15 protein-coding genes and 1 pseudogene are annotated in these 25470 nt (G+C 65.4%); 6 read left to right on the top strand and 10 right to left on the bottom strand.

The genetic code is table 11. The features are described from left to right. The 5 genes and pseudogenes from J7396_RS17055 to xerD form a co-directional block, all read right to left on the bottom strand. Positions 1-2170, bottom strand: a 2170-nt coding sequence (locus J7396_RS17055; RefSeq protein ID WP_209261789.1) for an adhesin, incomplete at its 3' end; no start/stop codon positions are given. A 647-nt stretch (positions 2171-2817) separates the two neighbouring features. Then, positions 2818-6864: a phosphoribosylformylglycinamidine synthase gene (gene purL / locus J7396_RS17060; RefSeq protein WP_209261790.1), complete on the bottom strand. Its 4047-nt coding sequence runs from the start codon at positions 6862-6864 to the stop codon at positions 2818-2820. 304 nt (positions 6865-7168) lie between these two features. Beyond that, the gene (locus J7396_RS17065) at positions 7169-7966 is read right to left on the bottom strand and encodes a DsbC family protein (RefSeq protein WP_008571787.1); all 798 of its coding nucleotides are present in this window, start codon (positions 7964-7966) and stop codon (positions 7169-7171) included. Between the two features lie 226 nt (positions 7967-8192). After that, a pseudogene (locus J7396_RS22630) lies at positions 8193-8422 on the bottom strand (hypothetical protein); the annotation flags it as partial. A gap of 7 nt (positions 8423-8429) precedes the next feature. Then, entirely contained in the window at positions 8430-9401 is a 972-nt protein-coding gene (gene xerD / locus J7396_RS17070) for a site-specific tyrosine recombinase XerD (protein WP_057680834.1), read from the bottom strand. Positions 9402-9756: 355 nt separating this feature from the next. On the opposite strand from xerD, the gene J7396_RS17075 reads away from it, so the two are divergent. Beyond that, on the top strand, positions 9757-10224 hold the full coding sequence (locus J7396_RS17075) for an RDD family protein (protein WP_008571789.1): 468 nt from the start codon (positions 9757-9759) through the stop codon (positions 10222-10224). Positions 10225-10341: 117 nt separating this feature from the next. Here J7396_RS17075 and J7396_RS17080 read toward each other — a convergent pair whose 3' ends face one another. The 3 genes from J7396_RS17080 to lptF are packed head-to-tail and all read right to left on the bottom strand — an operon-like array spanning position 10342 to position 12831. Then, positions 10342-10641, bottom strand: coding sequence for a hypothetical protein (locus tag J7396_RS17080; protein WP_008571790.1), 300 nt, complete (start codon positions 10639-10641; stop codon positions 10342-10344). A 4-nt stretch (positions 10642-10645) separates the two neighbouring features. After that, the gene (lptG, locus tag J7396_RS17085; protein ID WP_209261791.1) at positions 10646-11752 is read right to left on the bottom strand and encodes an LPS export ABC transporter permease LptG; all 1107 of its coding nucleotides are present in this window, start codon (positions 11750-11752) and stop codon (positions 10646-10648) included. Then, positions 11749-12831 carry an LPS export ABC transporter permease LptF gene (lptF, locus tag J7396_RS17090; protein WP_008571793.1) on the bottom strand — a complete coding sequence of 361 codons (1083 nt, stop codon included), beginning with the start codon at positions 12829-12831 and terminating at the stop codon, positions 11749-11751. The genes lptG and lptF overlap by 4 nt, the downstream gene beginning before the upstream one ends. Positions 12832-12938: 107 nt before the next feature. Between lptF and J7396_RS17095 the strand changes: the two genes are divergently transcribed. From J7396_RS17095 to J7396_RS17110, 4 genes are all read left to right on the top strand, one after another. Further along, positions 12939-14411, top strand: a complete 1473-nt coding sequence (locus J7396_RS17095; RefSeq protein ID WP_008571794.1) for a leucyl aminopeptidase — start codon at positions 12939-12941, stop codon at positions 14409-14411. Positions 14412-14455: 44 nt separating this feature from the next. Beyond that, positions 14456-14782 carry a hypothetical protein gene (locus tag J7396_RS17100; protein ID WP_014091064.1) on the top strand — a complete coding sequence of 109 codons (327 nt, stop codon included), beginning with the start codon at positions 14456-14458 and terminating at the stop codon, positions 14780-14782. Continuing rightward, a complete protein-coding gene (locus J7396_RS17105) occupies positions 14782-15207 on the top strand; it encodes a DNA polymerase III subunit chi (RefSeq protein WP_008571796.1) in 426 nt (141 codons plus the stop codon). Before J7396_RS17100 ends, J7396_RS17105 begins: the two co-directional genes overlap by 1 nt. A gap of 198 nt (positions 15208-15405) precedes the next feature. After that, complete coding sequence (locus J7396_RS17110; RefSeq protein ID WP_209261792.1) at positions 15406-18240, top strand: valine--tRNA ligase; 2835 nt, start codon at positions 15406-15408, stop codon at positions 18238-18240. A 294-nt stretch (positions 18241-18534) separates the two neighbouring features. Here the strand turns inward: J7396_RS17110 and J7396_RS17115 are convergent, their stop codons facing one another. Further along, on the bottom strand, positions 18535-21414 hold the full coding sequence (locus J7396_RS17115; RefSeq protein WP_071117239.1) for a TonB-dependent receptor: 2880 nt from the start codon (positions 21412-21414) through the stop codon (positions 18535-18537). A 260-nt stretch (positions 21415-21674) separates the two neighbouring features. Between J7396_RS17115 and J7396_RS17120 the strand changes: the two genes are divergently transcribed. After that, positions 21675-23648: a transglycosylase SLT domain-containing protein gene (locus J7396_RS17120; RefSeq protein ID WP_209261793.1), complete on the top strand. Its 1974-nt coding sequence runs from the start codon at positions 21675-21677 to the stop codon at positions 23646-23648. 305 nt (positions 23649-23953) lie between these two features. On the opposite strand, the gene J7396_RS17125 is transcribed toward J7396_RS17120, so the two are convergent. Then, a complete protein-coding gene (locus J7396_RS17125) occupies positions 23954-25087 on the bottom strand; it encodes a pectate lyase (RefSeq protein WP_008576993.1) in 1134 nt (377 codons plus the stop codon). Positions 25088-25470: the final 383 nt, after the last annotated feature.

Below are 25470 nucleotides of genomic sequence, written 5' to 3' on the forward strand. Positions count from 1 at the left end.
CATTGTTGTAGCTGGCCCCCTGGATCACGTAGGTCGGCGCAACAAATACGCCTTGCGCACCGATCGCCGCACCGCCGCCGAGGAAGCTGGCCGCATTGCTCAACGACTGGAACAACTGGCCGCCATTGATCGCATCGGTGCTGGCACTGGCAATCGTGCCGGCACCCACATTGACGATACGGCGCGTGGCCGGGCCGCCGCGGCCGTTGCCGCTGCCCACCGACACCGTATTGGCATCGTAGGTGCGCGAGCCCGAGCCCAGAGCCACCGAATCGGCGCCGTTGGCACCGGCATTCGCGCCCAGTGCCACGGCATTGCTGCCGCTTTCGCGGACGAAGGCGTTGTAGCCCAGCGCAACGCCGTTTTCGCCGATGGAATTGGTCTGCCGGCCCATCGCAGTGCTGTTCACGCCGCTGGCGCTGCTGTCCGCCCCTATCGCGCTGGCACCGGTGGCCGCGGCACGGCTGCCGGAGGCAACCGCCACGCTGCGCTCGCCGGCAGCAACCGCAAGGCTACCCAACGCAGCACTACCCTGGCCAACGCTGGTGGCATTGAAGCCCACCGCGGTGGCAGATGCGCCAAGCGCGCTGCTTGCGCCACCCAGTGCCATGGCGCCCTGTCCCTGCGCAGATGCCGCCGCTGCGTCCGTGGTGGCCGGCGTCACTGCCAGATAGCCATCGATGCGTGACGTGGCGGCGCGCACCGTATCGAGCTGGGCCACATTCACCGCATCGGTGGCTTCGGTACCGGCTGCAACGCTGGTGATCTGGCGCGTCAAGCCGGCTTGCACATCGCCGACCGACACCGTATTGCTGCGAAACGCATAGGAGTGCGCACCCAGCGCAACCGCGCTGGATGCCGAACGATTCCAGGCATCGTCGACCCAGGATCCCACCTTCGCGCCGTAACCGATCGCCACGGCATCCACGCCGTTGGCCTGCGCGTCCGCACCAATGACGGTGCTGTCGCCATTGAACTGCGAGGTCATCGCACGCGCGCCTAACGCTACGCTATTTTCGTTGTAAGCGGTGCTGCCATGTCCGATCGAAATGCCGCCATCGCCGGACGCCAGGGCAAAGCCGCCCAATGACACGGTGCGTGGTGCGAACGACCCGGCGCTGTGCCCGATCGCCACCGCATCGGTATTGCCGGGCGCATTCGGAAACACGTTGGAATCGTAGCCAATGGCAATCGCATAATCGGATTGGCTTTGCGCACCCGAGCCCAGCGCAATGCCGCCAAGACCGGTCGCTGCGGTAATCGAGCCGAAGTTGCTGACGCCGCCTACGACAACGCTCTGTGCTCCGCTGGCCAACGCGGTGTCGCCAACTGCGACGCTACTGGCACCGTCGCTTCGCGCCCTGTAACCGAATGCGGTCGAGGTGTCTGCGCTGGCGCGCGAGGAATAACCGCCGGCAGTGGAAAGAAAGCCACTGGCGCTGGAAAGCCCGCCCACGGCGGTGGCACCGTCGCTGGAAGTCTGTGCGCGATACCCCAGCGCCGTGCTCTGCACGCCACTGGCGCTGGCGCCGCTGCCGATGGCGCTGGCATACGGCGTTCCCGCTACCGCACCACCGCCCACAGCCGTGGCGCCCACACCTGAGGCCTGCGTGGCCTGTTCGCGTTGGCCAATGACGAAGCCGTTGGCATCGTAATCAAACACGGTCGTCACGCCGCCAATTGCAATCGCCGATTCTCCCGCGGCCGCAGCGTTATGACCGATCGCGGTCGCGTCGCGGTCCAAGGCCAGGCTTCCACCGCCCAATGCCATGGTTCCATCGCCTAGCGCATTGCTCGCATTGCCCAATGCCAGCGCATCCTCGCCGTCCGCGAATGCCGGGATCTGCGCATCGGCGGCGGATATTGCTGCCACTTGCGTGGCGCTGTCGTTGGCTCCTGCAGTAGCGACCTGAGCCACCGTGCCCGCCTCGCCCGGGCACTGTCGCCTGCCATCGATCACCTGGCACTGCGTGGTCGCTGCCGCCGGCGTGGTCGTGGCGCAGGCCGCCCCGGCCATGCCGAACAACACGATCACCATTGCCGTGGCCAGCACTCCGCCGGCATGGTCGCGCGGCAGTCTCCCCTGCGTATTTCCCACCGTGCGAGCACGCGTCACCGTTTGGTCGTGAGCACAAGACTCGCGACCAGCCTCCAGATAAATTCGCTTCATTAACGCCTAACTCCCCATTTTGGTCTGGTGTGTAAAAAACCGACCACCGCACGAACAGATCGCACGGTCCCCCTGAGGTTTTATATTCGCGCGCGCTTGCTTCAGCGATGGAGTTTTCCACCGCGAAAGATTCAACACAGTAAATAAGAAGATGCGGAGATCGAAAGATCGATAACGCCGGATGAATTTATTGAAAAAACCAACTTTCAAATGCGATTTCCGTCACACATAGCACGCAATCAGTCATGCGAAATAAATAACTAATACTTTTGTTAGTTATTTCAAAATGACCAGGTGCCGATTAATTATTTAGTCCCATCTTCGCTGCCACCACAAAAATAGTCTCGAAAGAATTCCGAGGCGCATGTGGGTAATCGCGCGACCATCGTCATCGAGCCGCTCCATCGCCTGATTCGAGCGCGCCACACGCGCCACCGGTCGCGTGTGCCCGATGCTGGCGAGGCCGGCAACCACGCATGGGTCTGCAATGGGCACCGCGCAATGGAGTAGTAGCGGCAGCGCGCGACGAGCCTGCAACCGATTCCAATTGCAGATTCAGCGCGCCTGCCAAAACGACAACGGCCGTGTGCATCGCTGCACACGGCCGTCGGATCATGCGTCAGCGGCTGCCGATCAGCCGCACGCCATCAACCGCACCACACCCGCGCGTTGCGGAACATCCGCAGCCACGGCGAGTCGTCGCCCCAGCCAGCCGGGTGCCAGCTGAGGTTTGCGCTGCGTGGCGTACGCTCCGGGTGCGGCATCAGGATGGTGACGCGGCCGTCGCTGCTGGTCAGCCCGGTGATGCCGTCCGGGGAACCGTTCGGATTGAGCGGGTACTGCGAGGCCACCGCACCATCGCCATCGATGTAACGCAGCGCCACGCGTGCAGCGGCCTGGTCCACGGCGCTATCGAACGCTGCGCGGCCTTCGCCGTGCGCCACCGCCACCGGAATCCGCGAGCCCGCCATGCCGCGCAGGAAGATCGACGGCGACTCCACCACTTCCAGCAGCGCGGTGCGCGCCTCGAACTGCTCGCTGCGATTGCGCAAAAAGCGCGGCCAATGCTCGGCACCGGGAATGATGTCCTTGAGCTGGCTGAGCATCTGGCACCCGTTGCACACACCCAGCGCGAACGTATCGCTGCGTGCAAAGAACGCGGCGAACGCATCGCGCAACGCCGAGCGTTCCAGGATGGATGTCGCCCAGCCGCGGCCGGCGCCCAGCACGTCGCCGTAGCTGAAACCGCCGCACGCCGCAAAGCCCACGAACTCGCCCAGATTCACGCGGCCCTCGATCAGGTCGCTCATGTGCACGTCGTAGGGACGGAAACCGGCGCGCTCGAAGTTGTAGGCCATCTCGATCTGCCCGTTGACGCCCTGCTCGCGCAGGATCGCCACCTTGGGCCGCGTACCGGTGGCCACGAACGGCGCCGCCACATCGTCGGAAGGGTCGAACACCAGCTTCGGACGCAGGCCTGGCGCCTTGAAATCGCGTGCCAGCGCGCGCTCCTCATCGGCGCTGTCCGGGTTGTCGCGCAGCTTCTGCATCGCATGGGTCACCGACCACCAGGCGTCGAACAACTCTTCCCAGCGCCACTCGGCCAGCACGCGGCCCTGCCCGCTCACGCGGATGCGCGGCGCGCCGGTGGGGCGTGCGATGCGCTGCGCGCACTCGGTCAGCGCATGCCGCTCGACCAGATCGGCGAACGCGGCGCGGTCCTCGCTGGCGATCTGCACCACCGCACCCAGTTCTTCGTTGAACAGGCTGCGGAACGCATCGTCGCCCCACGCATCCAGCGTGATATCCAGGCCCTGCCGCGACGCAAACGCCATCTCGCACAACGCAGCAAACGCACCGCCATCGCTGCGATCGTGATACGCCAGCAACAGCCCGGCCTCGCGCGCGTCGCGGATCAATTCGAAGAAACTGCGCAGACGCTGCGCATCGTCCAGATCCGGCACCTCGCCACCGAATGCCGGCAGCGCAGTGTCGTCGGCATAGACCTGCGCCAGCACCGACCCGCCCAGCCGCTGCTTGCCGCCCCCCAGCCCGATCAACCACAGCTCGCTGTCTTCACCGCTGCGCAGCAACGGGGTCAGCTGCGTGCGCACATCGGTCACCGGCGCGAACGCACTGATGATCAACGAGACCGGCGAAACGCTTTTCAGCGTTCCACCTGGAATAGGGAATGGAGAATCGGGAATGGTGAAAGCGGAGGGCTCTGGCGTTTCACCATTCCCGATTCCCGACTCTCCATTCCCGACCTGCCACTGCGACTGCATCGACAGCGAATCCTTGCCCACCGGAATGCTCAGCTCCAGCGCCGGGCACAACTCCATGCCGATGGCGCGCACCGCGTCGTACAGCAACGCGTCTTCGCCGCTGTGGCCGGCGGCGGCCATCCAGTTCGCCGAAAGCTTGATGCTGTCCAGCCGCTGCACCGGTGCCGCGCACAGGTTGGTGATGGCTTCGCCCACGGCCATGCGCGCGGATGCGGCGGCATTCAACAGCGCCAGCGGGGTGCGTTCGCCGATCGACATCGCTTCGCCTTCGAAGGTGTCGAAACCGGCGAGTGTGATCGCGCAATCGGCCAGCGGCAGCTGCCACGGGCCGATCATCTGCTCGCGTGCGGTCAGCCCGCCCACGCTGCGGTCGCCGATGGTGACCAGAAAGCTCTTGGACGCCACGGTGGGATGCGCCAGCACGCGCAAACCGGCCTGCTGCAGGTCCAGCGACGCGGTCTGCAGCACCGGCCACCTGGGAGCGGCCGGATGCGCGGCATCGCGATGCATCTTCGGCGCCTTGCCGAAGAGCACGTCCATGGGCAGATCGATCGGGAGCTGGGAATCGCGAGTCGGGAATGGGGAATGGTGTGAAGCGGTGTCGGCAGCCACAAGCGTGCCGTTACGACTCCCGACTCCCGATTCCCGATTCCCGGCGTCCAGGACGCCATAGCCCACCACCAGCCGCTCCTCGGCTGTCGCCACGCCGACGGCGGCGAACGGGCAGCGTTCGCGGGCGCAGATGGCGGCGAATTCTTCAAGGCGCGCCTGCGGCACGCCGAGCACGTAGCGCTCCTGCGATTCGTTGCACCACAATTCCAGCGGCGACAGCGAGGGGTCGTCGGTGAGCACGCGGCCCAGGTCGATGATGCCGCCCACGCCCGAATCGTGCAGCAGCTCGGGGATGGCGTTGGACAAACCACCCGCGCCCACGTCGTGGAACCAGCGGATCGGGTTGTCCACGCCCAGTGCCACGCAGCGGTCGATGACCTCCTGGCAGCGACGTTCCATTTCCGGGTTTTCGCGTTGCACGCTGGCGAAATCCAGCGCCTCGGCGCTGTCGCCGGCCGCCACCGAACTGGCCGCACCGCCGCCCAGGCCGATCAGCATCGCCGGGCCGCCGAGCACGATCACCGCATCGCCCGGCTGCAGGCGCAGCTTTTCCACCTGGTTGCGATCGATCGCGCCCAGGCCACCGGCCAGCATGATCGGCTTGTCGTAGGCGCGGGTCAGGCCCTGGCCTTCGGCCAGCTCGAAGCTGCGGAAATAGCCGAGCAGGTTCGGGCGACCGAATTCGTTGTTGAACGCGGCGCCGCCCAGCGGGCCGTCGAGCATGATGTCCAGCGCCGGCGCCATGCGCGGGTTCAGCGCGCGCGGCGCTTCCCACGGCTGCGGCAGGGTCGGAATGCGCAGGTGCGAGACCGAAAACCCGGTCAGCCCGGCCTTGGGCTTGCCGCCACGCCCGGTGGCGCCTTCGTCGCGAATTTCGCCGCCGGCACCGGTGGCCGCGCCGGGGAACGGTGCGATCGCGGTCGGGTGGTTATGCGTTTCCACCTTGATCGCAAACGCCGACGGCAGCACCGCTTCGCTGCGGTATTGGCCGGTGGCCGGATCCGGGCGATAGCGCGCGGCCGGCACGCCTTCCACCACCGCCGCGTTGTCGCTATAGGCCGACAAGGTGTGCTGCGGGGTCTGCTGATGGGTGTGCTTGATCATCCGGAACAGCGAGCGCTCCTGCGGCTTGCCGTCGATGGTCCAGCTGGCATTGAAGATCTTGTGCCGGCAATGCTCGGAGTTGGCCTGGGCGAACATCATCAGTTCGACGTCGGCCGGGTCGCGGCCCAGCGCGCCGAAACGTTCGCGCAGGTAGTCGATCTCGTCCTGCGCCAGCGCCAGGCCCAGGTCGCGGTTGGCCTGCTCCAGCCCATCCAGCGGCACGCGCTGCAACTGGCCCGGGTCGGGCACGTTGAACAGCGCTTCGGCGGCAGCGGCCGACCCGAGCAGCGATTGCGTCATCGGGTCGTGCAGCAGTTTGGCCACGGCGGCCTGGGCGGCTGCGTCGTCCGGCCAGCCGGCCAGGTCGATGCGGGTGCCGCGCTCCACGCGCTGGATCGGCTGCCCGGCCCCGCGCACCAGCTCGGTGGCCTTGCTCGACCACGGCGACAAGGTGCCCAGGCGCGGCACCACGTAGCGCGAGGAGGCATCGGCATCGCGCGCGGCGGGCGCGGCGTTGGCCTGCAGGATCCGCTGCAAGGTGGCCTGGTCGGGCGACTGCCCGGCCTCGGCACGGATGAAGTACACGTGCCAGGCGCCAGTGAGACGCAGCGCGGGAACGAGGGTTTGCAGGCGGGTTTCGAGCCGAGCGCGGCGGAACGGCGAAAGGGCGGAAGCGCCCTCGAGGACCATCATGTCCGGGGAACCGTGTCAGAAACGGGGCTGCAGATTGTAACGGAGCTGATGGATCGACGCCGGACCGGGCGTGCGATGGCCGGGAATCGGGAATCGGGAATGGGGAATCGTCGGGCGGGAGCGTTGTCGCCGCTTCCGTGCCAGAGAGTGGCGCCGGCCAGCATGAAGGAGGCGGCCAGATGGCGGCCACCCCTCAGAAACGGCAAAGGCCCGGATGCGGTCGCACCTGGGCCCTTGTCATTGCGCAAGCGACCACCGCAACGTCGCCATCGGCGACGCCACGATGATCAGAGCCGAGACGGCCTCAGCGGCTGCCGCCTGCCGTGCTCACGGCACGCTTTTCCAGCGCCTCACGCAACTGCGCCGGCGGCAGGTAGCCACCGAGCTGGGTGCCGTCGGGCGCGAAGATCGCCGGCGTTCCGTTGACGCCCAGGCGCTGGCCCAGGTTGTATTCCATCGACACCGGGTTCTTGCAGTCCTTGGAGGCGACCGGCTGACCCGACTTGGCAGCGGTGAGCGCCTGCTTGCGATCGGCAGCGCACCACACCGCAATCATTTCCTTGTGGTCCTGGCTGCCCAGGCCCATGCGCGGGAACGCGAGGTATTCCACCGCGATGCCCTGCTTGTTGAGCTCGCCGATCTCGCTATGCAACTTGCGGCAGTAACCGCATTCCACATCGGTGAAGACGGTGACGGTGTACTTCGGGTTGGCCGGGGCGAACACGATGCGGTCGGCCTTGGGCACGGTGTCAAGCTGCTTGCGGCGGTAGGCCAGCAAGCCCGGGCTGGCGGCGAACTGCTTGTTCTGGATGTCGAATGGCTGCGCCTGGATCAGGTAACGGCCGTCGTCGCTGACGTATAGCACCTGCCCGCCGACGACCACTTCGCGGAAGCCGGGGAACGGCGCGGCACCGATGTAATCGGGCTTGAAATCCGGGTCCAGCGCCTTGAGCGCCGTGCTCACGCGCTGGTCCACCGTGCCGGTGGCGGCGGGCGCGGCGGCGGGCTTGGCGCCGGCAGTGCTTGCCGCAGGCTGCGAGGATTGTGCGCAGGCGGTAAGGCTGATCGCGCCCAGCAGCGCGGCGATGGCAAGACGATACATTCACGCATCCAGATGGAATGAGGTGCCCAGATTCTCGCACAGCGCAGATGAAGCCTGGCCGCGGCCGCGACAGATTGTGAACGCTACAGGCACCCCGTTGCTGCACCTGCTGGACAGACGCAATACGGAGCGTGGCTTGCCGGGTCTGGCGGCGGGCTGGGCACTTTCGCCGTCGCAAGGCGCCTTGAAGGTGCCCGTAAGCGTCGTCCCCCGCTCTGATTGTTTCCTGGAGTGCACCGCCGCGTGACGTCCGGCGCTGAGAGTCAGCTCGAGGTATGACAACCAGGAGGTCACGCCAGCCGATGCCAGCCTGACCGGCAACGCCGCCGGAGCCGCCGAGCGTGTCTGGCGAGCCCCCCAGCAACGTCGGCTGGCGTTGTTGGTGCGGCCGCCAGCGCGGCGATGACCTGTTGGCAGTTCTGCCGCAACCGCGACAGGTGCGTCGCCGGCACGCATGCGCCGACTAACCGCGCGGATGATGGCTGGCGTGCAGTTTCTGCAGATGCTGGCGCGCCACCAGCGTGTAGATCTGGGTGGTCGACAACGAGCTGTGGCCCAGCAGCATCTGCAACGCGCGCAAGTCGGCGCCGTGGTTGAGCAGATGGGTGGCAAAGCTGTGGCGCAGCCCGTGCGGGCTGACCGTGTCCGGGTCGATACCCGCGACCGCTGCATAGCGTTTGACCAACGCCCAGAACTGCTGTCGGCTGAGCGGCTGACGCGCGGCGTCGATGAACAATGGCACCTGCCCGTCCACCGCCGCCACCGGCGTGTTCGCGGCCAGCAGCGGGCGCGCCTCGCGCAGGTAACGCTCCAGCCAATGCTGGGACTCCTCGCCCAGCGGCACCAGCCGGTCCTTGCTGCCCTTGCCGGTCACCCGCAGCACGCCCTGGCGCAGGTTCACCCCCACTGCCGGCAGGTTGACCAGCTCGCTCACACGCAGGCCCGCGGCGTACATCAACTCCAGCATGGCGCGATCGCGCAGGCCTGCCGGGGTGTCAACGTCCGGCGCAGCCAGCAAGGCCTCGATCTGACTTTCGGTCAAGGCCTTGGGCAGCGAGCGTGGCAGTTGCGGCGGGTCGATCAGGGCGGTGGGGTCGTCGCTGCGCACGCCATCGCGCAGGCACAGCCCGTAGAACGCACGCAAGGTCGACAACAGCCGCGCCGTGCTGCGCGGGGAATAATTGGCCTGGGTACGCCAGCGCAGATAGTCGAACAGGGCGGCACGGTCGATGCCGAGCAAGCCACCATGTGCGCCGTCGCGCCAACGCGCCAGCCCTTCCAGGTCGCGCCGATAACTCTCCAGGGTCTGCCGCGCCACGCCTTGCTCGGCCCAGAACCGGTCGAGGAAACGCTCGATCACGCTGGCATCGGCCGCCTGCACCGGTGGCAGCTGGCGGGCAAGTTGGCGGCGTTCGGCGGGGCTGCTGGCAGACATCGCCACAGCATAAAACGCGGCGCGCGTTTTGAGCGCCAATGCGCGTGGGTTGCCGGTAGGTGTGTTGCCTGCGCGCGCGGGGCGGTAGATGTGCGCGTCATTGTTCTGCCTGATCAGCACGCGTCGGCCGCAGGCGCAAAGGCGACCCGGATCGCGACGCCAGCGCCGCCATGGCCGGTAGGTCCCGGCATGGGCATGCGCCCGATTGAACACGCCGCGTCTGCGCACCAGCCGTCGCGCCAGGATGCGGTTGATCGCCGTTCGATGCGTGGCGTGCGTCAGCGCGCGCAGGCACCAGAGCGCGGCTACTGCAGCGCGGCGTTGCGCCGTGCTTGGCGACCGTTATGCTCGCGCCATGACCTCGATCCCTTCGCCTCGCATTGCGCGCCCCCCTGCCCTGGTGGGCTGGCGGCTGCTGGCGTTGTGCTACGACGCCTGGCCGGTGCTGGCGCTGTCGATGCTGATCTCCACCGTGTTCACGCTGGGCTTTACGCTCGCCGGGCACCCCGCGCGCGAAAACATCGCGCCTTTCAGCGGCTGGCAATGGCTGTTGTGGCTGTGCTGCTGGATCGCCGCAGGTATCTACGCCACCGTGAGTTGGCGCCGCGGCGGGCAGACGCTGGGCATGCGCCCCTGGCGGCTGCGCTTGATCGACCCACGGGTGTCATGGCGTGCGCTATGGATCCGCTATGCCGTCGGCACCTTGTCGCTGGCGCTGGGCGGGCTGGGGTTCTGGTGGGCGTGGCTGGATCGCGACCGGCTGACCTGGCACGACCGTGCGAGTCACACACGGCTGGAACGGATTGCCAGGCCATTGAAGTAATCAGGTCAGGTCGGCAGTCCATCACCCCCATATCCAGAGGCTCCGGCATGTTCCATGCATGCGACTTGCACCTGGAGTGGGATGGGGCCGGCGGCAGTGACCAAGCCAGGCTGCGGCTTATTTGGCGGCCAAGAAGGCGCGAGCAATCAGCCACTGAAACGCATGCCCAACTGCATACAGCACTGCCAGAAATGGCGGAACCAACAACGCATAACTTGTCGCCCAAGGCATGTTGGTCAACCAGGCATCCGCGTGGAGAGCATCCAGTGCGATCAGCTGAGGCGTCAACGGCAATTGCAGCAGAACGAAGTGGCCCTTGGGATCGCCCTGAGCGCTGAGCGCTCCCCACACGCAAAAAGCAGCCGCCGCCAGATGCAGCAGGCAGAGCGCCACACCCAACACGCTTACCCGCCGCATGCGCTCAGCTACTACGCCTGCGGAACAACCACGCCGACACACCCAGCATCACCATGGGCGGCAGCGCATAGGCAATGCGGTAATCCAGCTTGAGCGCGCCGGCCATGCGGCCGAAGAACAGCTGCAGCAGCCAGAAACCCAGCGCGAACAGGATGCCCAGGAACAGGCGCTTGCCCAGGCCACCGCTGCGCAGCGAGCCGAACGAGAACGGGATTGCCGCCATGCACAGCGCCAGCACGTTGAGCGGATAGAACCACCGGCTCCAGTACTGATCTTCGTAATCGCGCGCGTCCAATCCATTGCGGCGACGGTATTCGATGCTCTGCTCCAGATCGTGCGCAGAAAGATTGCGCGGCTTGGCCAGGCCAGCGGCCAGCGCGGCAGGATTCAGTTGCGACTGCCACGGCAATTCGGGAAAGGTTTCGCGCTGCACCGAGCGTTCCTGGAAGGTGTCGCGACGGACCTGACGCAGGGTCCAGCGGCCGTCGCGGTGTTCGGCCAACGAGGCGTAGGTCAACTGCTGCATCCTGCCACTGGGATCAAGGTGGTAGAGCCGCACATCGTGCAGATCCAGTGCAGTGCCACCGCCATCGAGCAGCTTCTCTTCACCGCTCAATGCATTGAGGAAGGTGTCGCCCTCGCGTGCCCACAGCCCGGCGTAGCGCGAAGACGCCATATCGCTGTTGAAGCGGGCACTGGCCTTGAGCGTGTCGGCCTGATTCTGTGCCCACGGCCCGATGGTTTCGCCACTGATCACCATGCTGGCGGTCAGCAGCGCCATCGCTGCGACGACCGAGGCGGACATGCGCTTGCGCGACACACCCAGCGCGCGCAGCGCCGTCAGCTCGGAGGTGGCGGCCAACTGGCCCAGGCCCATCAGCGCGCCAATCACCGCGGCAGTCGGGAACAAGGTATAGGCCCGGCGCGGCACGGTGTAGGCCACGTAAGCCACCGCGTGCCCGAAGGTGTAGCTGCCCTGACCGATGTTCTTGGCTTCGCTGGCGAAGGCGTTGACCAGATCCAGCCCCAGCAGCACCGCCCAGGTCAGCAGCACGGTGAACAGCACCACGCGACCGACATACCAATCGTGGACCCGCGGCGTCAGCTTCATGCGCGCGCCCCCGGCCGACGCACGCGGCCATCGCGCGCATACGCCCACACCGCCACGGCCAGCAGCGGCAGCGTCAACCACCACAGGCCCAGCGCCGCCGGAGTCTTGCCATTGGCGATCCACTGGGTGCCGACGATCATCAGATTGGTGCCCACCATGTAGGCCAGAAACGCCAGCATGATCCGGCCATAACGCTGTTGCCGCGGCGCACTGCGCGACAACGGCAAGGTGAGCAAGGCAAACGCCAGTGCCAGCAACGGCGGCGCCAGGCGCTCATGCAGCTGGGCGCGCGCGGCAGGGCGCTCGTCGGACAGCAGCTGGGTGGTCCACATCACTTCGGGGTCGTTGGCATCGTGCACGCGGGTGCGGTCTGGCAAGGCGATATCGCTGCTGGCGAACTTCATCAAGCGGTAGTCCAGGGTCGCGCCGCTCGCCGGGCCCTCGGTGCGGTAGCCATCGTCCAGGCGCAGGTAACGGTCGGTCTTGCCTTCGAAGAACATCGCGCCGCGGTCGGCGGTGACCACATCGATGCGGTCGTTCTGCTGGCGCTGCATGAAGACCTTGCCCAGGCCCTTGCCGTCGGCAGAGATCGTTTGCAGGTAGACCACCCCGCCGCCGGACAACGGCGTGAACTGGCCCGACTCCAGGCCGGCCATCAGCACGCTGCGGTTGGCATCTTCCAGCATCGCCTCGGCGGTACGGCTCGCCCAGGGGCCCAGCCACAGCGAGCACAACCCGATGACCACCACCACCGGCACCACCAGCATCAGCATCGGCCGCAGCATGCGCCTGGGGCCCACGCCAATGGCGGTAATGACGGCCATTTCTGAATCGCGGTACAGCCGCGCCAGTGCCAGCAGCAGGCCCAGCATCAAGGCCAGCGGCAGGATGATGGGCAGATACGCCACGAATTGCAGCCCTACCTGCGACAGCAGCAAGCGCGCCGGGATGCGGCCGTCGGCGATATTGCCGAGGATATCCACCAGCACGCCGCCGACGCTGACGACCAGCAGCACGATCAAGGTGGCCAGGAAGCTCTGGGTGAAATCGCTAAGCAGGTATCGATCGAGCTTCGGCATGGGGTGGGCTTGTTTTAAACTCTCGGATTCGTTCGCGGCGCCGCCAGCCTAGTCCGGTTGGCGTAAACAGCCCGCGATTGTACGGATTTGCCTACGGAATCTGATCAATGGCCCTGCAATTCACCCTGAACCAAGACGCGCCGGCAAGCGCTGCCGTCGACTGCATCGTGGTTGGCGTGTTCGCCGACAAGACCCTTTCGCCCGCTGCCCAGGCGCTGGACAGCGCCAGTCAGGGTCGCTTGACGGCCTTGGTCGCGCGCGGCGACGTGGCCAGCAAGACCGGCAGCACCACGCTGCTGCACGACCTGCCCGGCGTCACCGCGCCGCGCGTGCTGGTGGTCGGCCTGGGCGAAGCCGGCAAGTTCGGCGTGGCGCCCTACCTCAAGGCCGTCGGCGATGCGACCCGCGCGCTGAAGACCGGCGCGGTCGGCACCGCCCTGCTCACCCTGACCGAACTCAGCGTCAAGGCCCGCGATGCGGCCTGGAACATCCGCCAGGCGGTGACCGTCAGCGACCATGCCGCCTACCGCTACACCGCCACACTGGGCAAGAAGAAGGTGGACGAGACCGGCCTGACCACCCTGGCGATTGCCGGCAACGACGCCCGCGCGCTCGCCGTGGGCGTGGCTACCGCCGAAGGCGTGGAATTCGCCCGCGAGCTGGGCAACCTGCCGCCGAACTACTGCACCCCGGCCTACCTGGCCGAGACCGCCGCCGCATTTGCCGGCAAGTTCCCGGGTGCCGAAGCCGAGATCCTGGACGAGGCGCAGATGGAAGCGCTGGGCATGGGCTCGCTGCTGTCGGTGGCACGCGGCTCGGCCAACCGCCCGCGCCTGATCGTGCTGAAGTGGAACGGCGGCGGCGACGCGCGCCCGTACGTGCTGGTCGGCAAGGGCATCACCTTCGATACCGGCGGCGTCAACCTCAAGACGCAGGGCGGCATCGAGGAAATGAAGTACGACATGTGCGGTGGCGCCAACGTCATCGGCACCTTCGTGGCCACGGTCAAGGCCGAGCTGCCGATCAACCTGGTGGTGGTGGTGCCGGCGGTCGAGAACGCCATCGACGGCAACGCGTACCGCCCGTCGGACGTGATCACCAGCATGTCCGGCAAGACCATCGAAGTCGGCAATACCGATGCCGAAGGCCGCCTGATCCTGTGCGATGCACTGACCTACGCCGAGCGCTTCAATCCCGAGGCGCTGGTGGACGTGGCCACGCTGACCGGCGCCTGCATGGTCGCGCTGGGTCACCAGACCGCCGGGCTGATGAGCAAGCACGACGACCTGGCCAACGAACTGCTGGCCGCCGGCGAGCACGTGTTCGACCGCGCCTGGCGCCTGCCGCTGTGGGACGAATACCAGGGCCTGCTGGATTCCACCTTCGCCGACGTCTACAACATCGGCGGCCGCTGGGGCGGCGCCATCACCGCCGGCTGCTTCCTGTCGCGCTTCACCGAGAACCAGCGCTGGGCGCACCTGGACATCGCCGGCGTGGCCAGCGACGAAGGCAAGCGCGGCATGGCAACCGGTCGCCCGGTCGGTCTGCTGACCCAGTGGTTGCTGGATCGCGCCGCCTGATGTCGCCGCGCGCTGCACTGGCGCTCATCGCTGGCTTCTCCGTCGTGAATGGAGCCGCCAGCGCGGTGCCGGGCTGGACCAGCCCTGGCATCGATCTGCTCTGGATCGTCGTGCAGCTGTTGCTGTTGTTTGTGTGGCTGGCGGCCGACAGCCGCCGGCTTGGCTACCGCCGGCCGGCCTGGATGAATATCGGCATCGTGGCCTTGGCCGTGCTGTTCCTGCCGGTGTACCTGTACCGTTCTCGCCCGCCCGGGCGCCGCCTGCGCGCATTCGGCGGCCTGCTGTTGGCCGTGCTTGGCTGTGCGGCCCTGTTCGTGGCCGCCGGCATGACCACCGAATTGTTGCTCTCCTCCCGCTTTGTGACCGCCTGATGCCCCGTGCCGACTTCTACCTGATCGCCAAGCCGCGCTTCCTCAACGAACCGCTGCGGCTGGTCTGCGAGCTGGCGCGCAAGGCCAACGACGCCAACCTGCCCACCTTGATCCTGGCCCGCGATACGCAGCAGGCCGAGGCGCTGGACGACCTGCTGTGGGCGTTCGACGACGAAGCCTACGTGCCGCACCAGATTGCCGGCACCGATGAGGAAGACGAACTGGCCCCGGTGCTGATTGCCGCCCCGGAGTTCGCCGCCCCCTCGCGCCCGCTGGTGATCAACCTGCGCGACGACCCCTATCTGGGCGCCTGCGACCGCGTGCTCGAAGTGGTGCCGGCCGACCCCGCTGCCCGCGAACCGCTGCGCGAACGCTGGAAACAGTACAAGGCCCTGGGCCTGGAACTGACCAAGTACGACATGTGAGTGCGGCGGGGATTGGGGAGTTGGGATTGGGGATTCGTAAAGCAGATCTTGCGTCTCCAACGACTGCATCCAACCTCAGACAGCCGATCTTCGCTCCGCAGCACGAACACCGACGTTGACGAGTGGATTGCCGGTGACTCTCGCCGGCCCCATGACGCAACCAATCCCGAATCCCGAACAACGAATCCCGGCGCCCCTATGACCACCCTCGCCTCCAGCTACGACCCCTCTTCCTTCGAATCGCGCCTGTACGCGCAGTGGGAGGCAGCCGGTTATTTCGTGCCGTCCGGCAAGGGTGAGCCGTACACCGTGTTGCTGCCGCCGCCCAATGTCACCGGCACGCTGCACATGGGCCATGCGTTTCAGCAGACGCTGATGGATGCGTTGGTGCGCTATCACCGCATGCGCGGTTACGACACCTTGTGGCAGGTGGGCACCGACCATGCCGGGATCGCCACCGAGATGGTGGTCTCGCGCAATCTGGCGCTGGAAGGCAAGGGACAAACACGCGATTCGCTGGGGCGCGAGGGCTTCATCGCCAAGGTGTGGGAGTGGAAGGCCGAATCCGGCGACACCATCGAGCGCCAGATGCGCCGGCTGGGCACCTCCAGCGATTGGTCGCGCAGCACCTTCACCATGGACCCGCAGCCATCGGCCGCAGTCAACGAAGCGTTCGTGCGCTGGTACGAGCAAGGCCTGATCTACCGCGGCCAGCGCCTGGTCAACTGGGACCCGGTGCTGAAGACCGCGATCTCGGATCTGGAAGTGGAAAACGTCGAAGAAGACGGCTTCCTGTGGTCGATCCGTTACCCGCTGGCCGATGGCGTCAGCTACGAACACGTCGAGCACGATGCCGACGGCAACGAGACGCTGCGCGAAACCCGCGATTATCTGGTGGTGGCCACCACGCGCCCGGAAACCATGCTGGGCGATACCGCGGTGATGGTGCACCCGGACGATGCGCGTTATCTCACGCTGCATGACGCCCGCATCGTGTTGCCGCTGACCGGCCGGCACGTGCCGGTGATCACCGACGATTACGTCGACCGCGCCTTCGGCACCGGCGTGGTCAAGGTCACGCCGGCGCATGACTTCAACGATTACCAGGTGGGCGTGCGACATGACCTGCCGCTGATCAATCTGTTCACCGTCACCGCCACCATCAACGAGAATGCGCCGGAGCGCTATCGCGGCCTGGATCGTTATGACGCACGCAAGCTGGTGCTGTCGGAACTGGAAGACCTGGGCGTATTGGTCGAAACCAAGCCACACAAGCTGCAGGTGCCGCGCGGCGATCGCACCGGCCAGGTCATCGAGCCCTACCTCACCGACCAGTGGTTCGTGAAGATGGACGCGCTGGCCAGGCGCGGCCTGGAGCTGGTCGAAAGCGGCCAGATCAAGTTCGTGCCGCCGAACTGGATCAACACCTATCGCCACTGGATGGAGAACATCCAGGATTGGTGCATCAGCCGCCAGCTGTGGTGGGGCCATCGCATTCCGGCGTGGTTCGACGAGGCCGGCAAGTGCTACGTGGGCCATGACGAAGCGCAGGTGCGCGCCAAACATGGCCTGGGTGCGGAGATTGCGCTGCACCAGGACAGCGACGTGCTGGAAACCTGGTTCTCCTCGCAGCTGTGGCCGTTCTCCACGCTGGGCTGGCCGGATGCGCAGGCGATGGCCGAGCGCGGCTTCGAGCGTTATCTGCCTTCAAGCGTGCTGGTGACCGGCTTCGACATCATCTTCTTCTGGGTGGCGCGCATGATCATGGCCACCGACAGCTTCACCGGCCAGGTGCCGTTCCGCGATGTCTACATCACCGGCCTGATTCGCGATGCGCAAGGCCAGAAGATGTCCAAGTCCAAGGGCAACGTGCTCGATCCGCTGGATATCATCGACGGCATCAGCATCGAGGATCTGGTCGCCAAGCGCACCCATGGCCTGATGCAGCCGCGCATGGCCGAGAAGATCGAAAAAGCCACGCGCAAGGAATTCCCGGACGGCATCATCGCCCACGGTGCCGATGCGCTGCGCTTCACCATCGCCGCGCTGGCCACGCATGGCCGCGACATCAAGTTCGATCTGGGCCGCGCCGAGGGCTACAAGAACTTCTGCAACAAGCTGTGGAACGCCACGCGCTTCGTGTTGATGAACACCGAAGGCGCACGCTTTACCGGCGTGCCGCAGCCGCGCACCGAAGCGGAAAAGTGGATTTTGGCGCGCCTGGACAAGGCCACCGCAGAAACCCACGCGCATTACGCCAACTATCGCTTCGACCTGCTCGCGCAGTCGTTGTACGAATTCGCCTGGAACGCGTTCTGCGACTGGTTCGTGGAGCTGGCCAAGCCGGCGCTCAACAACCAGGACGCCGACGCGGCCGCCAGCACGCGCCACACGCTGCTGTATGTGCTGGAGTCGTTGCTGCGCCTGTTGCACCCGCTCACCCCGTTCGTCACCGAAGAGTTGTGGCAGCAGGTCGCGCCGCGCCTGGGCATCACCACTGCGACGATCTCGTTGCAGAGCTTCCCGCAGCCCGGCGATGTCGACACCAGCAGCTATGCCACCGCTGAAGCCGATGTCGAATGGCTCAAGTCGATGGTGTCGGCGCTGCGTCGCGTGCGCAGCGAATTGAACGTGCCACCGTCCAAGCAGGTGCGCCTGCTGCTGCAGGCCGGCACTGCCGACGACCGCCCGCGCGTTGCCCGCTTCGCCTCGCAGCTGTCGTTCCTGCTCAAGCTCGAACGCATCGACTGGCTGGACGCTGGCCAGGACACACCGCCGTCGGCCGCCGCCATCGTCGGCGAACTCACGCTGCTGGTGCCATTGGAAGGCCTGGTCGACATGGATGCCGAACGCACTCGCCTGGACAAGGAAATCAAGCGCGTGGAAGGCGAGATCGCCAAGTGCAACGGCAAACTCGGCAGCGCCACCTTCGTGCAGAACGCACCGGCCGCCGTGGTCGAACAAGAGCGTGCGCGCTTGAACGACTGGACCACGCAGCTCACCGGCCTGCGCGAGCAGCGCGCGAAGATCTGAAGCGGTTGATCAGCTGCTAGCGTATCGAGGGCGTAGTGCCCTCGCCGCTTGCGGGACCAACCGTTACATCAGCATGTCCGTCATGTCTCGATTGCAGACATGCGCACCGACCAGCTCGACTGGTCCTTGCCCGCCCACCGTCGCGGAACCCTTGGCGGCATGGATGCCGCCAAGGAGCCTACAAGGACGTACTTGCGGCGTGTCCTGCGATGGTGGGCGGGCAAGGGCCCTGCAGGAAAGCCGCAGCGCCAATGCCCTTTCGCCAACGCATCGCACCAGCCAGGCGCTGTTGGACTAGAACTTCAAATCCACACGCGCATACCAGAAGCGTCCGCCGGGAATATCGTAGGTGGATGCGTCGTAACCATTGAGGGAGCACGACAGGCAGATCGGCGGATCCTTGTCGAAGACGTTGTTCAAGCCGGCCGTGAGTTGCAGGCCCTTGAGCCAATCGATGCGATAGCCCACCTGCGCGTCGTGATAGGTGATCGCATCCAAGCGGTTGGTTCCCACCGACGGATCCGAACACACCGCAAACTCCACCGCGTCACCGCACTGCTCGGTGAGCTTGGAAATGTGCCGCGCAGTCCACGAAGCCGTCCAGTTACCCAGCGACCAATCCAATACCGCGTTGCTGGTCCACTCCGGAATTGCGCTGTCCACCACCTCGATGCCCGGCCCTTGCGGCTGTCGCTGACCCGCCGCACCCAGCGCCTCGTAGCGGCCTACCAAGGTGTTCTGCCACGATAGCTTGAAGCGCCCGAATGCGGTTTGCGGCAAGGTCCAGAATAGATCCACGTCCCAGCCGTCGGTCTTGATCGAGCCCAGGTTGGTCAAGCGGTTATTGAAGGCGTTGATGCCGCCGGTGGATGCCCGCCCGATGCCATCGCAGTACAACGCATCCAGCGTATCCACGCACAGATCCAGCTGCGTCTGCGCATTGATCGCCTGGATCGCGCCATCCACATGATGGCGATAGAAGGTCACCTCCAGGTCGAGGCGGTCGGACCAGCTGGCATCGCTCGCAAATCCCGGGCTGAAGACGAAGCCCGCACTGAAACTGCGCGAACGCTCCGGATCGAGTTGCGCGTTACCGCCGGTGGTGACCGAGATCTGCTGGTTGGCCTGCTGATAACCGGCAGGCACACCGAGTGCTGCGCAGTTGGCCGCACTGCCGCGCGGCGCCGTACCGCCCAGACCGATCGAGCACGGGTCCGACAACTGCAGGTCCGCACGCGCCGCCGAACCAAACAGCTCGCCGATGGTGGGCGCCCGGAAGCCTTCGGCATAACTGGTGCGCAACACGAACTCATCGGTGACCTGCCAACGCAGGCCGTACTTGGGCGTGAATTCGCCACCGAATGTCGAATAGTCCGAATAGCGCCCGGCGATATTCAGATCCAGTTTGTCGCCCAATGCCGAGTTGGCGAAGATCGGAATATTGAGTTCGAGATAGGCTTCGTTGACGTCGTAGCTGCCTGCCGTGGGCAAGGAGGGCACGCCGTTGTAACGCCCGGCCACGGTGAGCGGATCGGGCCGATAAGAGCCTTCGTACTTGCGGTATTCGTAACCGCTGGCGAACGACACCGCACCGCCGGGCAACTGGAACAACTCGCTGCTGAGATTGGCGGTGAACAGGCTCAATTCGTTCTGGCTGCGGTCGCGCACCACCGGTTGGATCCAGCGCAACATCTCCGGCGTGATGCTGCCGGCACCGCTGAAGATATCCAGCGGCACGCAGCCGGCCACGGCCGCGCAGGCAGCCGGGTCGCCCAGCGCCAGGTTGATGTTGTAGAGGTTGTAGCTGCCGTAGTTGGTCTGCTCGGCCTTGTTCTTGCTGTACATGCCGTTGACGTCCCAGAACCAGGTCCGCCCTGCGCCTTCGAACGTGCCGACCAGGCCGGTGCCGAAATATTGGGTATCGACCTGTTGCTCGTAACGCCGCGGCCCGCCTTCCACCGGCCTGCGACCGATCTGGATCAGATTGGTGGCCGAATCCAGATCGAATCCGAACGGGTTGAACGGGTTGCGCGCGGAGATCACGATGTTGTCGGCCAGCGGGTTGCCGGTACCGGCATCGGGCCCGAGGAAGATGGGCTCCGGTGCGGCCTGGTTGGTCGATTCGCGCCGGTTGCCCAACGCCTTGACGTACCACTGCACGTCGTCGTTGAAGTAATAGCGGAACTGTGCAAACACGCCCTTGCGCTCGGACGGCGTCAGCAACAGGTTCTGCTCGGCAAAATTGTAGCGGTCTGCGGTGCCGAAGCAGTGATAGTCGTCGCTGCGCGTGCAACCGCCGCTGCCATCGTATTGCGGTGTGCCCACGCCGGCATTGGGCGTGAGGTTCTGGCGCACGCCGGTGTTGGGATCGACGAACTGGAAGCGGCCATCCGGCGTTGCCGAGCTGGCGAAGGTCAGCCCGGTGCCAGGAATCGGGAAGCGGGCCTGCGCACGATCGCGCGCATAGATCGGATCCTGTTTGACGTAGCTGGCGCCCAAAAACAGGCTGAAATCCTCTCCGCTTTTACCCCAGGCCAGATCCATGCCCTGGTTGGCGCCATCGCCCTTGCCGTACTGCCCGTAGTTGAGCGTGACCTGCGCACCGTCGAACGTGCGACGGGTGATGATGTTGACCACACCGGCGATCGCATCCGAGCCGTACAGCGACGAGGCGCCGTCTTCGAGCACTTCGATGCGCTCGACGATCGCCAACGGAATGGTGTTGAGATCGGTGGACGAACCCACGCCGGAGGCGGAGGATTCGTTGACCCAACGAATACCATCCACCAACACCAGCACACGCTTGGAACCGAGATGGCGCAGATCCACCTGCGCCGAGCCTGCACCCACGCCACTGCCATCGGGCGGAAAGCCGAAGTTGCCGGACGAATTGAACTTGGCATTGAGCGCCGAACCGGACGCGGTGAGCTCCTGCAGCACTTCGCCGATGGAGGTCAGGCCGGTGCGTTCGATATCGGCACGATTGAGCGTCTGGATCGGTACCTGGCCCTGCAATTCCGCGGTCTTGATGCGCGTGCCGGTGACCTGCACGCTGTCGAGCGTGCGCGTGTTCGGTGCGGCCTCGGGCTGTTGCGCCCAGGCCAGTGTGGGAATCAGACACAACGACAACTGCACGGCCAGGCATGACCGACGGGGGCCAATCAGACGCTTCATCCTTTCTCTCTCCAGAAGGATTCTTGAGTGTCCGCACGCCCCCGTGCCCTGCGGTCCTTCCCAATTCTTAAACGAAACATTAACGCACCGCAACTGGCGGTGCAGCAGCGCACCGAGCGGCAGCGGTCGCAACAAGTTGTCATCTGCACGCACGCGCGTGCTCGACCCATAGCGCTTGCAAGCGAAGACTTTCCTCACCATCATGCGCAAGCGGCGCGCATTCACTCAGGCGCTCAGGCGTGCTTGGGTATCATCACCGCATGACTTATGCCCCCCGCCTTGCCACTGTTTTCATCGGCCTGCTGTGCCTTGGCAGCACCGCATTGCACGCGCAAACCCTCGACCCGCAGTTGACTGCCATGCGCGATGCCATCGCGGCCGCAGAGCGCGGCCAGACCGATGCCGGTCAGCTCGCTGCGCTGAGCCGCCATCCACTGTATGGATGGCTGGAATTTGCCGCGCTCAAGCGCAATATCGACACTGTCTCCAACGCGCAGGCGCAAGCATTCTTGCAGCGTTACGCCGGCCAGCCCGTGGCTGAAAGCTTCCGCAGCACGTGGTTGCCGGCAGTGGCGCGGCGGCAGGACTGGAACACGCTGCTGGCCAACTGGAAGTCCACCGACAACGTCGGCCTGCGCTGCGCGCAACTGACCGCGCGCCTGGCCACTGGCAAGGCCGATGCCCAATGGAGCCGCGATGCGCTGACGCTGTGGCGCAACGGCAAGGCGCTGCCCGATGCTTGCGATGCAGTGGTTGCCGGGCTGGAATCGCGCGGTGAACTCACACCGGCGCTGCGCTGGGAACGTGTGGAAGCTGCTGCCGATGCACAACAGCCTGCAATCATGCGTACGGCCGCACGCGGGCTACCCGCCGCCGATCTGGCCCTGGCCACCGATTACGCTGCATTTCTCGACAAGGTCCACCCACGTGCACTAGGTTGGCCCAAGACCGAGCGCAGCCGCCGCATCGCGGTGGACGGGCTGGCCAAGTTGGCCAAGAGCGATCCCGACGCTGCCGAGCAGCAGCTACCGCAACTTGCCAGTGCGCTCGGCTTCAGCCAGGCGCAGCGTGGGCAGGTGCTGTACCAGATCGCATTGTGGACCGTCGCCTCGTACCTGCCGGACTCGGCGCGTCGGCTCAATGCCGTACCGGAGGCGTCCTACGACGAACGCCTGCACGAATGGCGTGCACGTGAGGCGATGTCGCGCGGCGATTGGCCGGCGGCATTGGCCGCGATTCGCAAGATGCCGGCGAGCCAGCGCAGCGACTCACGTTGGCAGTACTTCGAAGCCCGCCTGGCCGAAAAGACCGGCGCTGCTGCGGCGGCCCAGCCGCTGTATCGCGCCGCCGCGCAATCGCCGACCTTCCACGGATTCCTGGCCGCCGACCGCCTGCAGCAGCCTTACCGGCTGTGCCCCTGGGAGCCCAACGACAGCGCGCAGGCGAAGGCCGCTGTTGCGCGCGACCCGGCCCTGGTCCGCGCAATCGCGTTATTTCAGATCGACCGCCCCGGTTGGGCCGTGGCCGAATGGAACGATGCCGCCACCCGCTTCGACGACACCCAGCGCCGTCTGGCAGTGGAAGTTGCCGGCGACAACGGCTGGTTCGACCGTGCGGTGTTCGCGCTCGGCAAGCAGCCGGACGAGCAACGGCTCTATGCGTTGCGTTTTCCGCTGCACCACGACGACAGCATTCGTCGCGAGGCCGCCAAGAATGCGATCGACCCAGCCTGGGTGGCTGCGGAAATTCGTGCCGAAAGCATCTTCAATCCGCGCGCGCGCTCGCCGGCCAAAGCAATGGGCCTGATGCAGGTGTTGCCTGGCACTGGCGCGGCCGTCGCCAAGGGGATCGCCCTGCCCGGCTATGCGGGTGCCACCAGCCTCTATGAGCCGGACACCAACATCGCCATCGGCACGGCGTATCTGCGCCAGTTGCTCAACACCTACGGACTGCCCTACCTCACCATTGCCGCCTACAACGCAGGTCCAGGCCCCACCGGGCGCTGGCAGTCGCAGCGGCCGAATTTCGAGCCGGACTTCTGGATCGAAACCATCAGCTACAAGGAAACCCGCGACTATGTCGCGCGCGTGTTGGCCTTCAGCGTGATCTACGACTGGCGCCTCAACGGCGACATGCTGCCGCTCAGCGACCGGCTCATGGGCAAGCTGGTGGACAAGCGCTTGAAGCCGGTCTGTACCCCGGGCCAGGCAGCCAATAACACCGCGCAGGATTGAGCGACGCCAGGCGCCCTGCACGGTTGCAGGGCCTTGGCGAGTGCGTAGCGCCGTCATTGCGTACGGCACCTGACGCAGCATGGACGCCGCGCAGGGACGGGCAAGGATGTACCTGCAGCGTGTCCAGCGATCATGGATAGGCTTGGATAGGTAAGGGTGCTGCAAGCAGCTCTCCACTGCCCGTTGCAACGCCGCTACTTCCGTGAGACCCCACATCGCCACGCGGAACGCACAACGCCCGCATCACTGCGGGCGTTGTGCAACGACGTGCGGCGCTGACTTTGCAGCCCTGCAACCAGTGGCGGTTAGAGCTTACCGGCGCCTGCCTTGGCCTTGACGTCTGCAGCGACCTTGTCGGCCGAGAGCAGGTTGTAGGTATAGGGCGGGGTCCAGCCAATGTTGGTATTCCACGAGCACGACAGCGCCTTGCCGTTGAGCAGGGAACCCTGATCGCGATACACGCTGCCACCATAGTCGGCGGCAATCTTGTCGCAGCTGCTGACACCGCTGATCTCGAACACGTTGCGCTCGGAGAAGATCTTCGACTCCTTGCCCACGCCATGCGCGTAAGAGAACGGATAGACCTTATTGCTGGTGCTGCCGACGTGGTAGTTGTTGTACAGATGCACCTGACCGAAGCGCACACGCGGAGCGCGCGCGGAAATGTTTTCGAACAGGGTGTTGTGAATGGTGACCTTGAGCTTGCCGCTGTCGGTACTGGACGCGCTGTCGCTGGAGCCGATCAGGTTGTTCTTCTCGTGCGACTTGAAGGCCGAGTACGAGACGGTGACGAAATTGGCGCCTTTCTTAATGTCCATCGCGCCATCGTGGTGCTGCTTCGGACGGCCATTTGCGGTGCCGTTCTGATCGTCGGTCCTGCGGCCATCGGTGAAGGTGACATGGTCCACCCACACGTTGCTGGCGCCTTCCACGGTCAGGCCGTCGTACTCCGCATTCCAGTTGCCGGCGCTGCCGTCATCCGGGTCCCAGACCGGTTCCGGGTCCCATGGATTTTCAATGGTGAGGTTGCGGATGATGACGTCGTTGGCCTTGACGTACATGTAGCCTTCGCGGATTTCCGCGTTGCTGGTGATGCCTATCAAGGTGGTCTTGGTCGGAATATCCAGGCGCGCACGTGACTTCATGTCCGAGGTTTTGGTGTACGGCTTGCCTTCGCTGATATCGATGATGCCGCTGACCTTGATGATGCGTCCATTGCTACCGACGCTTGCGCTCAATGCAGCTTTCAACTCGGCGGCATTCTTGACGGTGTAGATATTGGCGGCAGCCGCTTTGGAGCCGCCCTTGGTGCCGCCGTTCTGGGTTGCCCAGCCCGTGGTTGCAACCTCCAACGCCGCATCGGCATAGGCAACGCCGGTGAGCAGCAACGACCCAACGAACAGCGACGCGGCGGCCGCCGTCGAAAATTTCGGCTTCATCTTGATCTCTCCCTCAGATGGGTTCGATGCGCCACGCAGCGGCGCACCCCTGGTCCAGCAGACTCGGAACGTATTATTCAGATGTGGAATATCCCATTCCGCGGAGCCGATACTAGGAGCATTGCAACCGCTTGTATCTAGAAGTTTTTCGGATATGCATGCGTAATCACGCAAACGCTTGCGAGACACAAAAGAAGAGACAAAACGCTGCGATCAGGACACACGGAGACAGCGCAAGGACACTGCAACGCAGCAAGATTGGGTGTCACGCCATGCGGGGTGCCACGCGAGAAAGCGCGCCACCGTGCAAATACCTGTATTTTTCGGCGCGCTCGTCGTTGCAAGCCATTGCCGCGCTGCGGCATTGGACATAAACCGCAACG

The organism is Xanthomonas sp. A1809 (genome assembly GCF_017746015.1).
GTDB classification, from domain to species: Bacteria; Pseudomonadota; Gammaproteobacteria; order Xanthomonadales; family Xanthomonadaceae; genus Xanthomonas; species Xanthomonas euvesicatoria.

Bases quoted from the DNA above. Each gene is read 5' to 3' on its own strand.
- J7396_RS17075 (WP_008571789.1), top strand. From the start codon at position 9,757: ATGACCTCGATCCCTTCGCCTCGCATTGCGCGCCCCCCTGCCCTGGTG.
- J7396_RS17065 (WP_008571787.1), bottom strand. From the start codon at position 7,966: ATGTATCGTCTTGCCATCGCCGCGCTGCTGGGCGCGATCAGCCTTACC.
- lptG (WP_209261791.1), bottom strand. From the start codon at position 11,752: ATGAAGCTGACGCCGCGGGTCCACGATTGGTATGTCGGTCGCGTGGTG.
- lptF (WP_008571793.1), bottom strand. From the start codon at position 12,831: ATGCCGAAGCTCGATCGATACCTGCTTAGCGATTTCACCCAGAGCTTC.
- J7396_RS17095 (WP_008571794.1), top strand. From the start codon at position 12,939: ATGGCCCTGCAATTCACCCTGAACCAAGACGCGCCGGCAAGCGCTGCC.
- xerD (WP_057680834.1), bottom strand. From the start codon at position 9,401: ATGTCTGCCAGCAGCCCCGCCGAACGCCGCCAACTTGCCCGCCAGCTG.
- J7396_RS17125 (WP_008576993.1), bottom strand. From the start codon at position 25,087: ATGAAGCCGAAATTTTCGACGGCGGCCGCCGCGTCGCTGTTCGTTGGG.
- J7396_RS17105 (WP_008571796.1), top strand. From the start codon at position 14,782: ATGCCCCGTGCCGACTTCTACCTGATCGCCAAGCCGCGCTTCCTCAAC.
- J7396_RS17080 (WP_008571790.1), bottom strand. From the start codon at position 10,641: ATGCGGCGGGTAAGCGTGTTGGGTGTGGCGCTCTGCCTGCTGCATCTG.
- J7396_RS17115 (WP_071117239.1), bottom strand. From the start codon at position 21,414: ATGAAGCGTCTGATTGGCCCCCGTCGGTCATGCCTGGCCGTGCAGTTG.
- J7396_RS17110 (WP_209261792.1), top strand. From the start codon at position 15,406: ATGACCACCCTCGCCTCCAGCTACGACCCCTCTTCCTTCGAATCGCGC.
- purL (WP_209261790.1), bottom strand. From the start codon at position 6,864: ATGATGGTCCTCGAGGGCGCTTCCGCCCTTTCGCCGTTCCGCCGCGCT.
- J7396_RS17120 (WP_209261793.1), top strand. From the start codon at position 21,675: ATGACTTATGCCCCCCGCCTTGCCACTGTTTTCATCGGCCTGCTGTGC.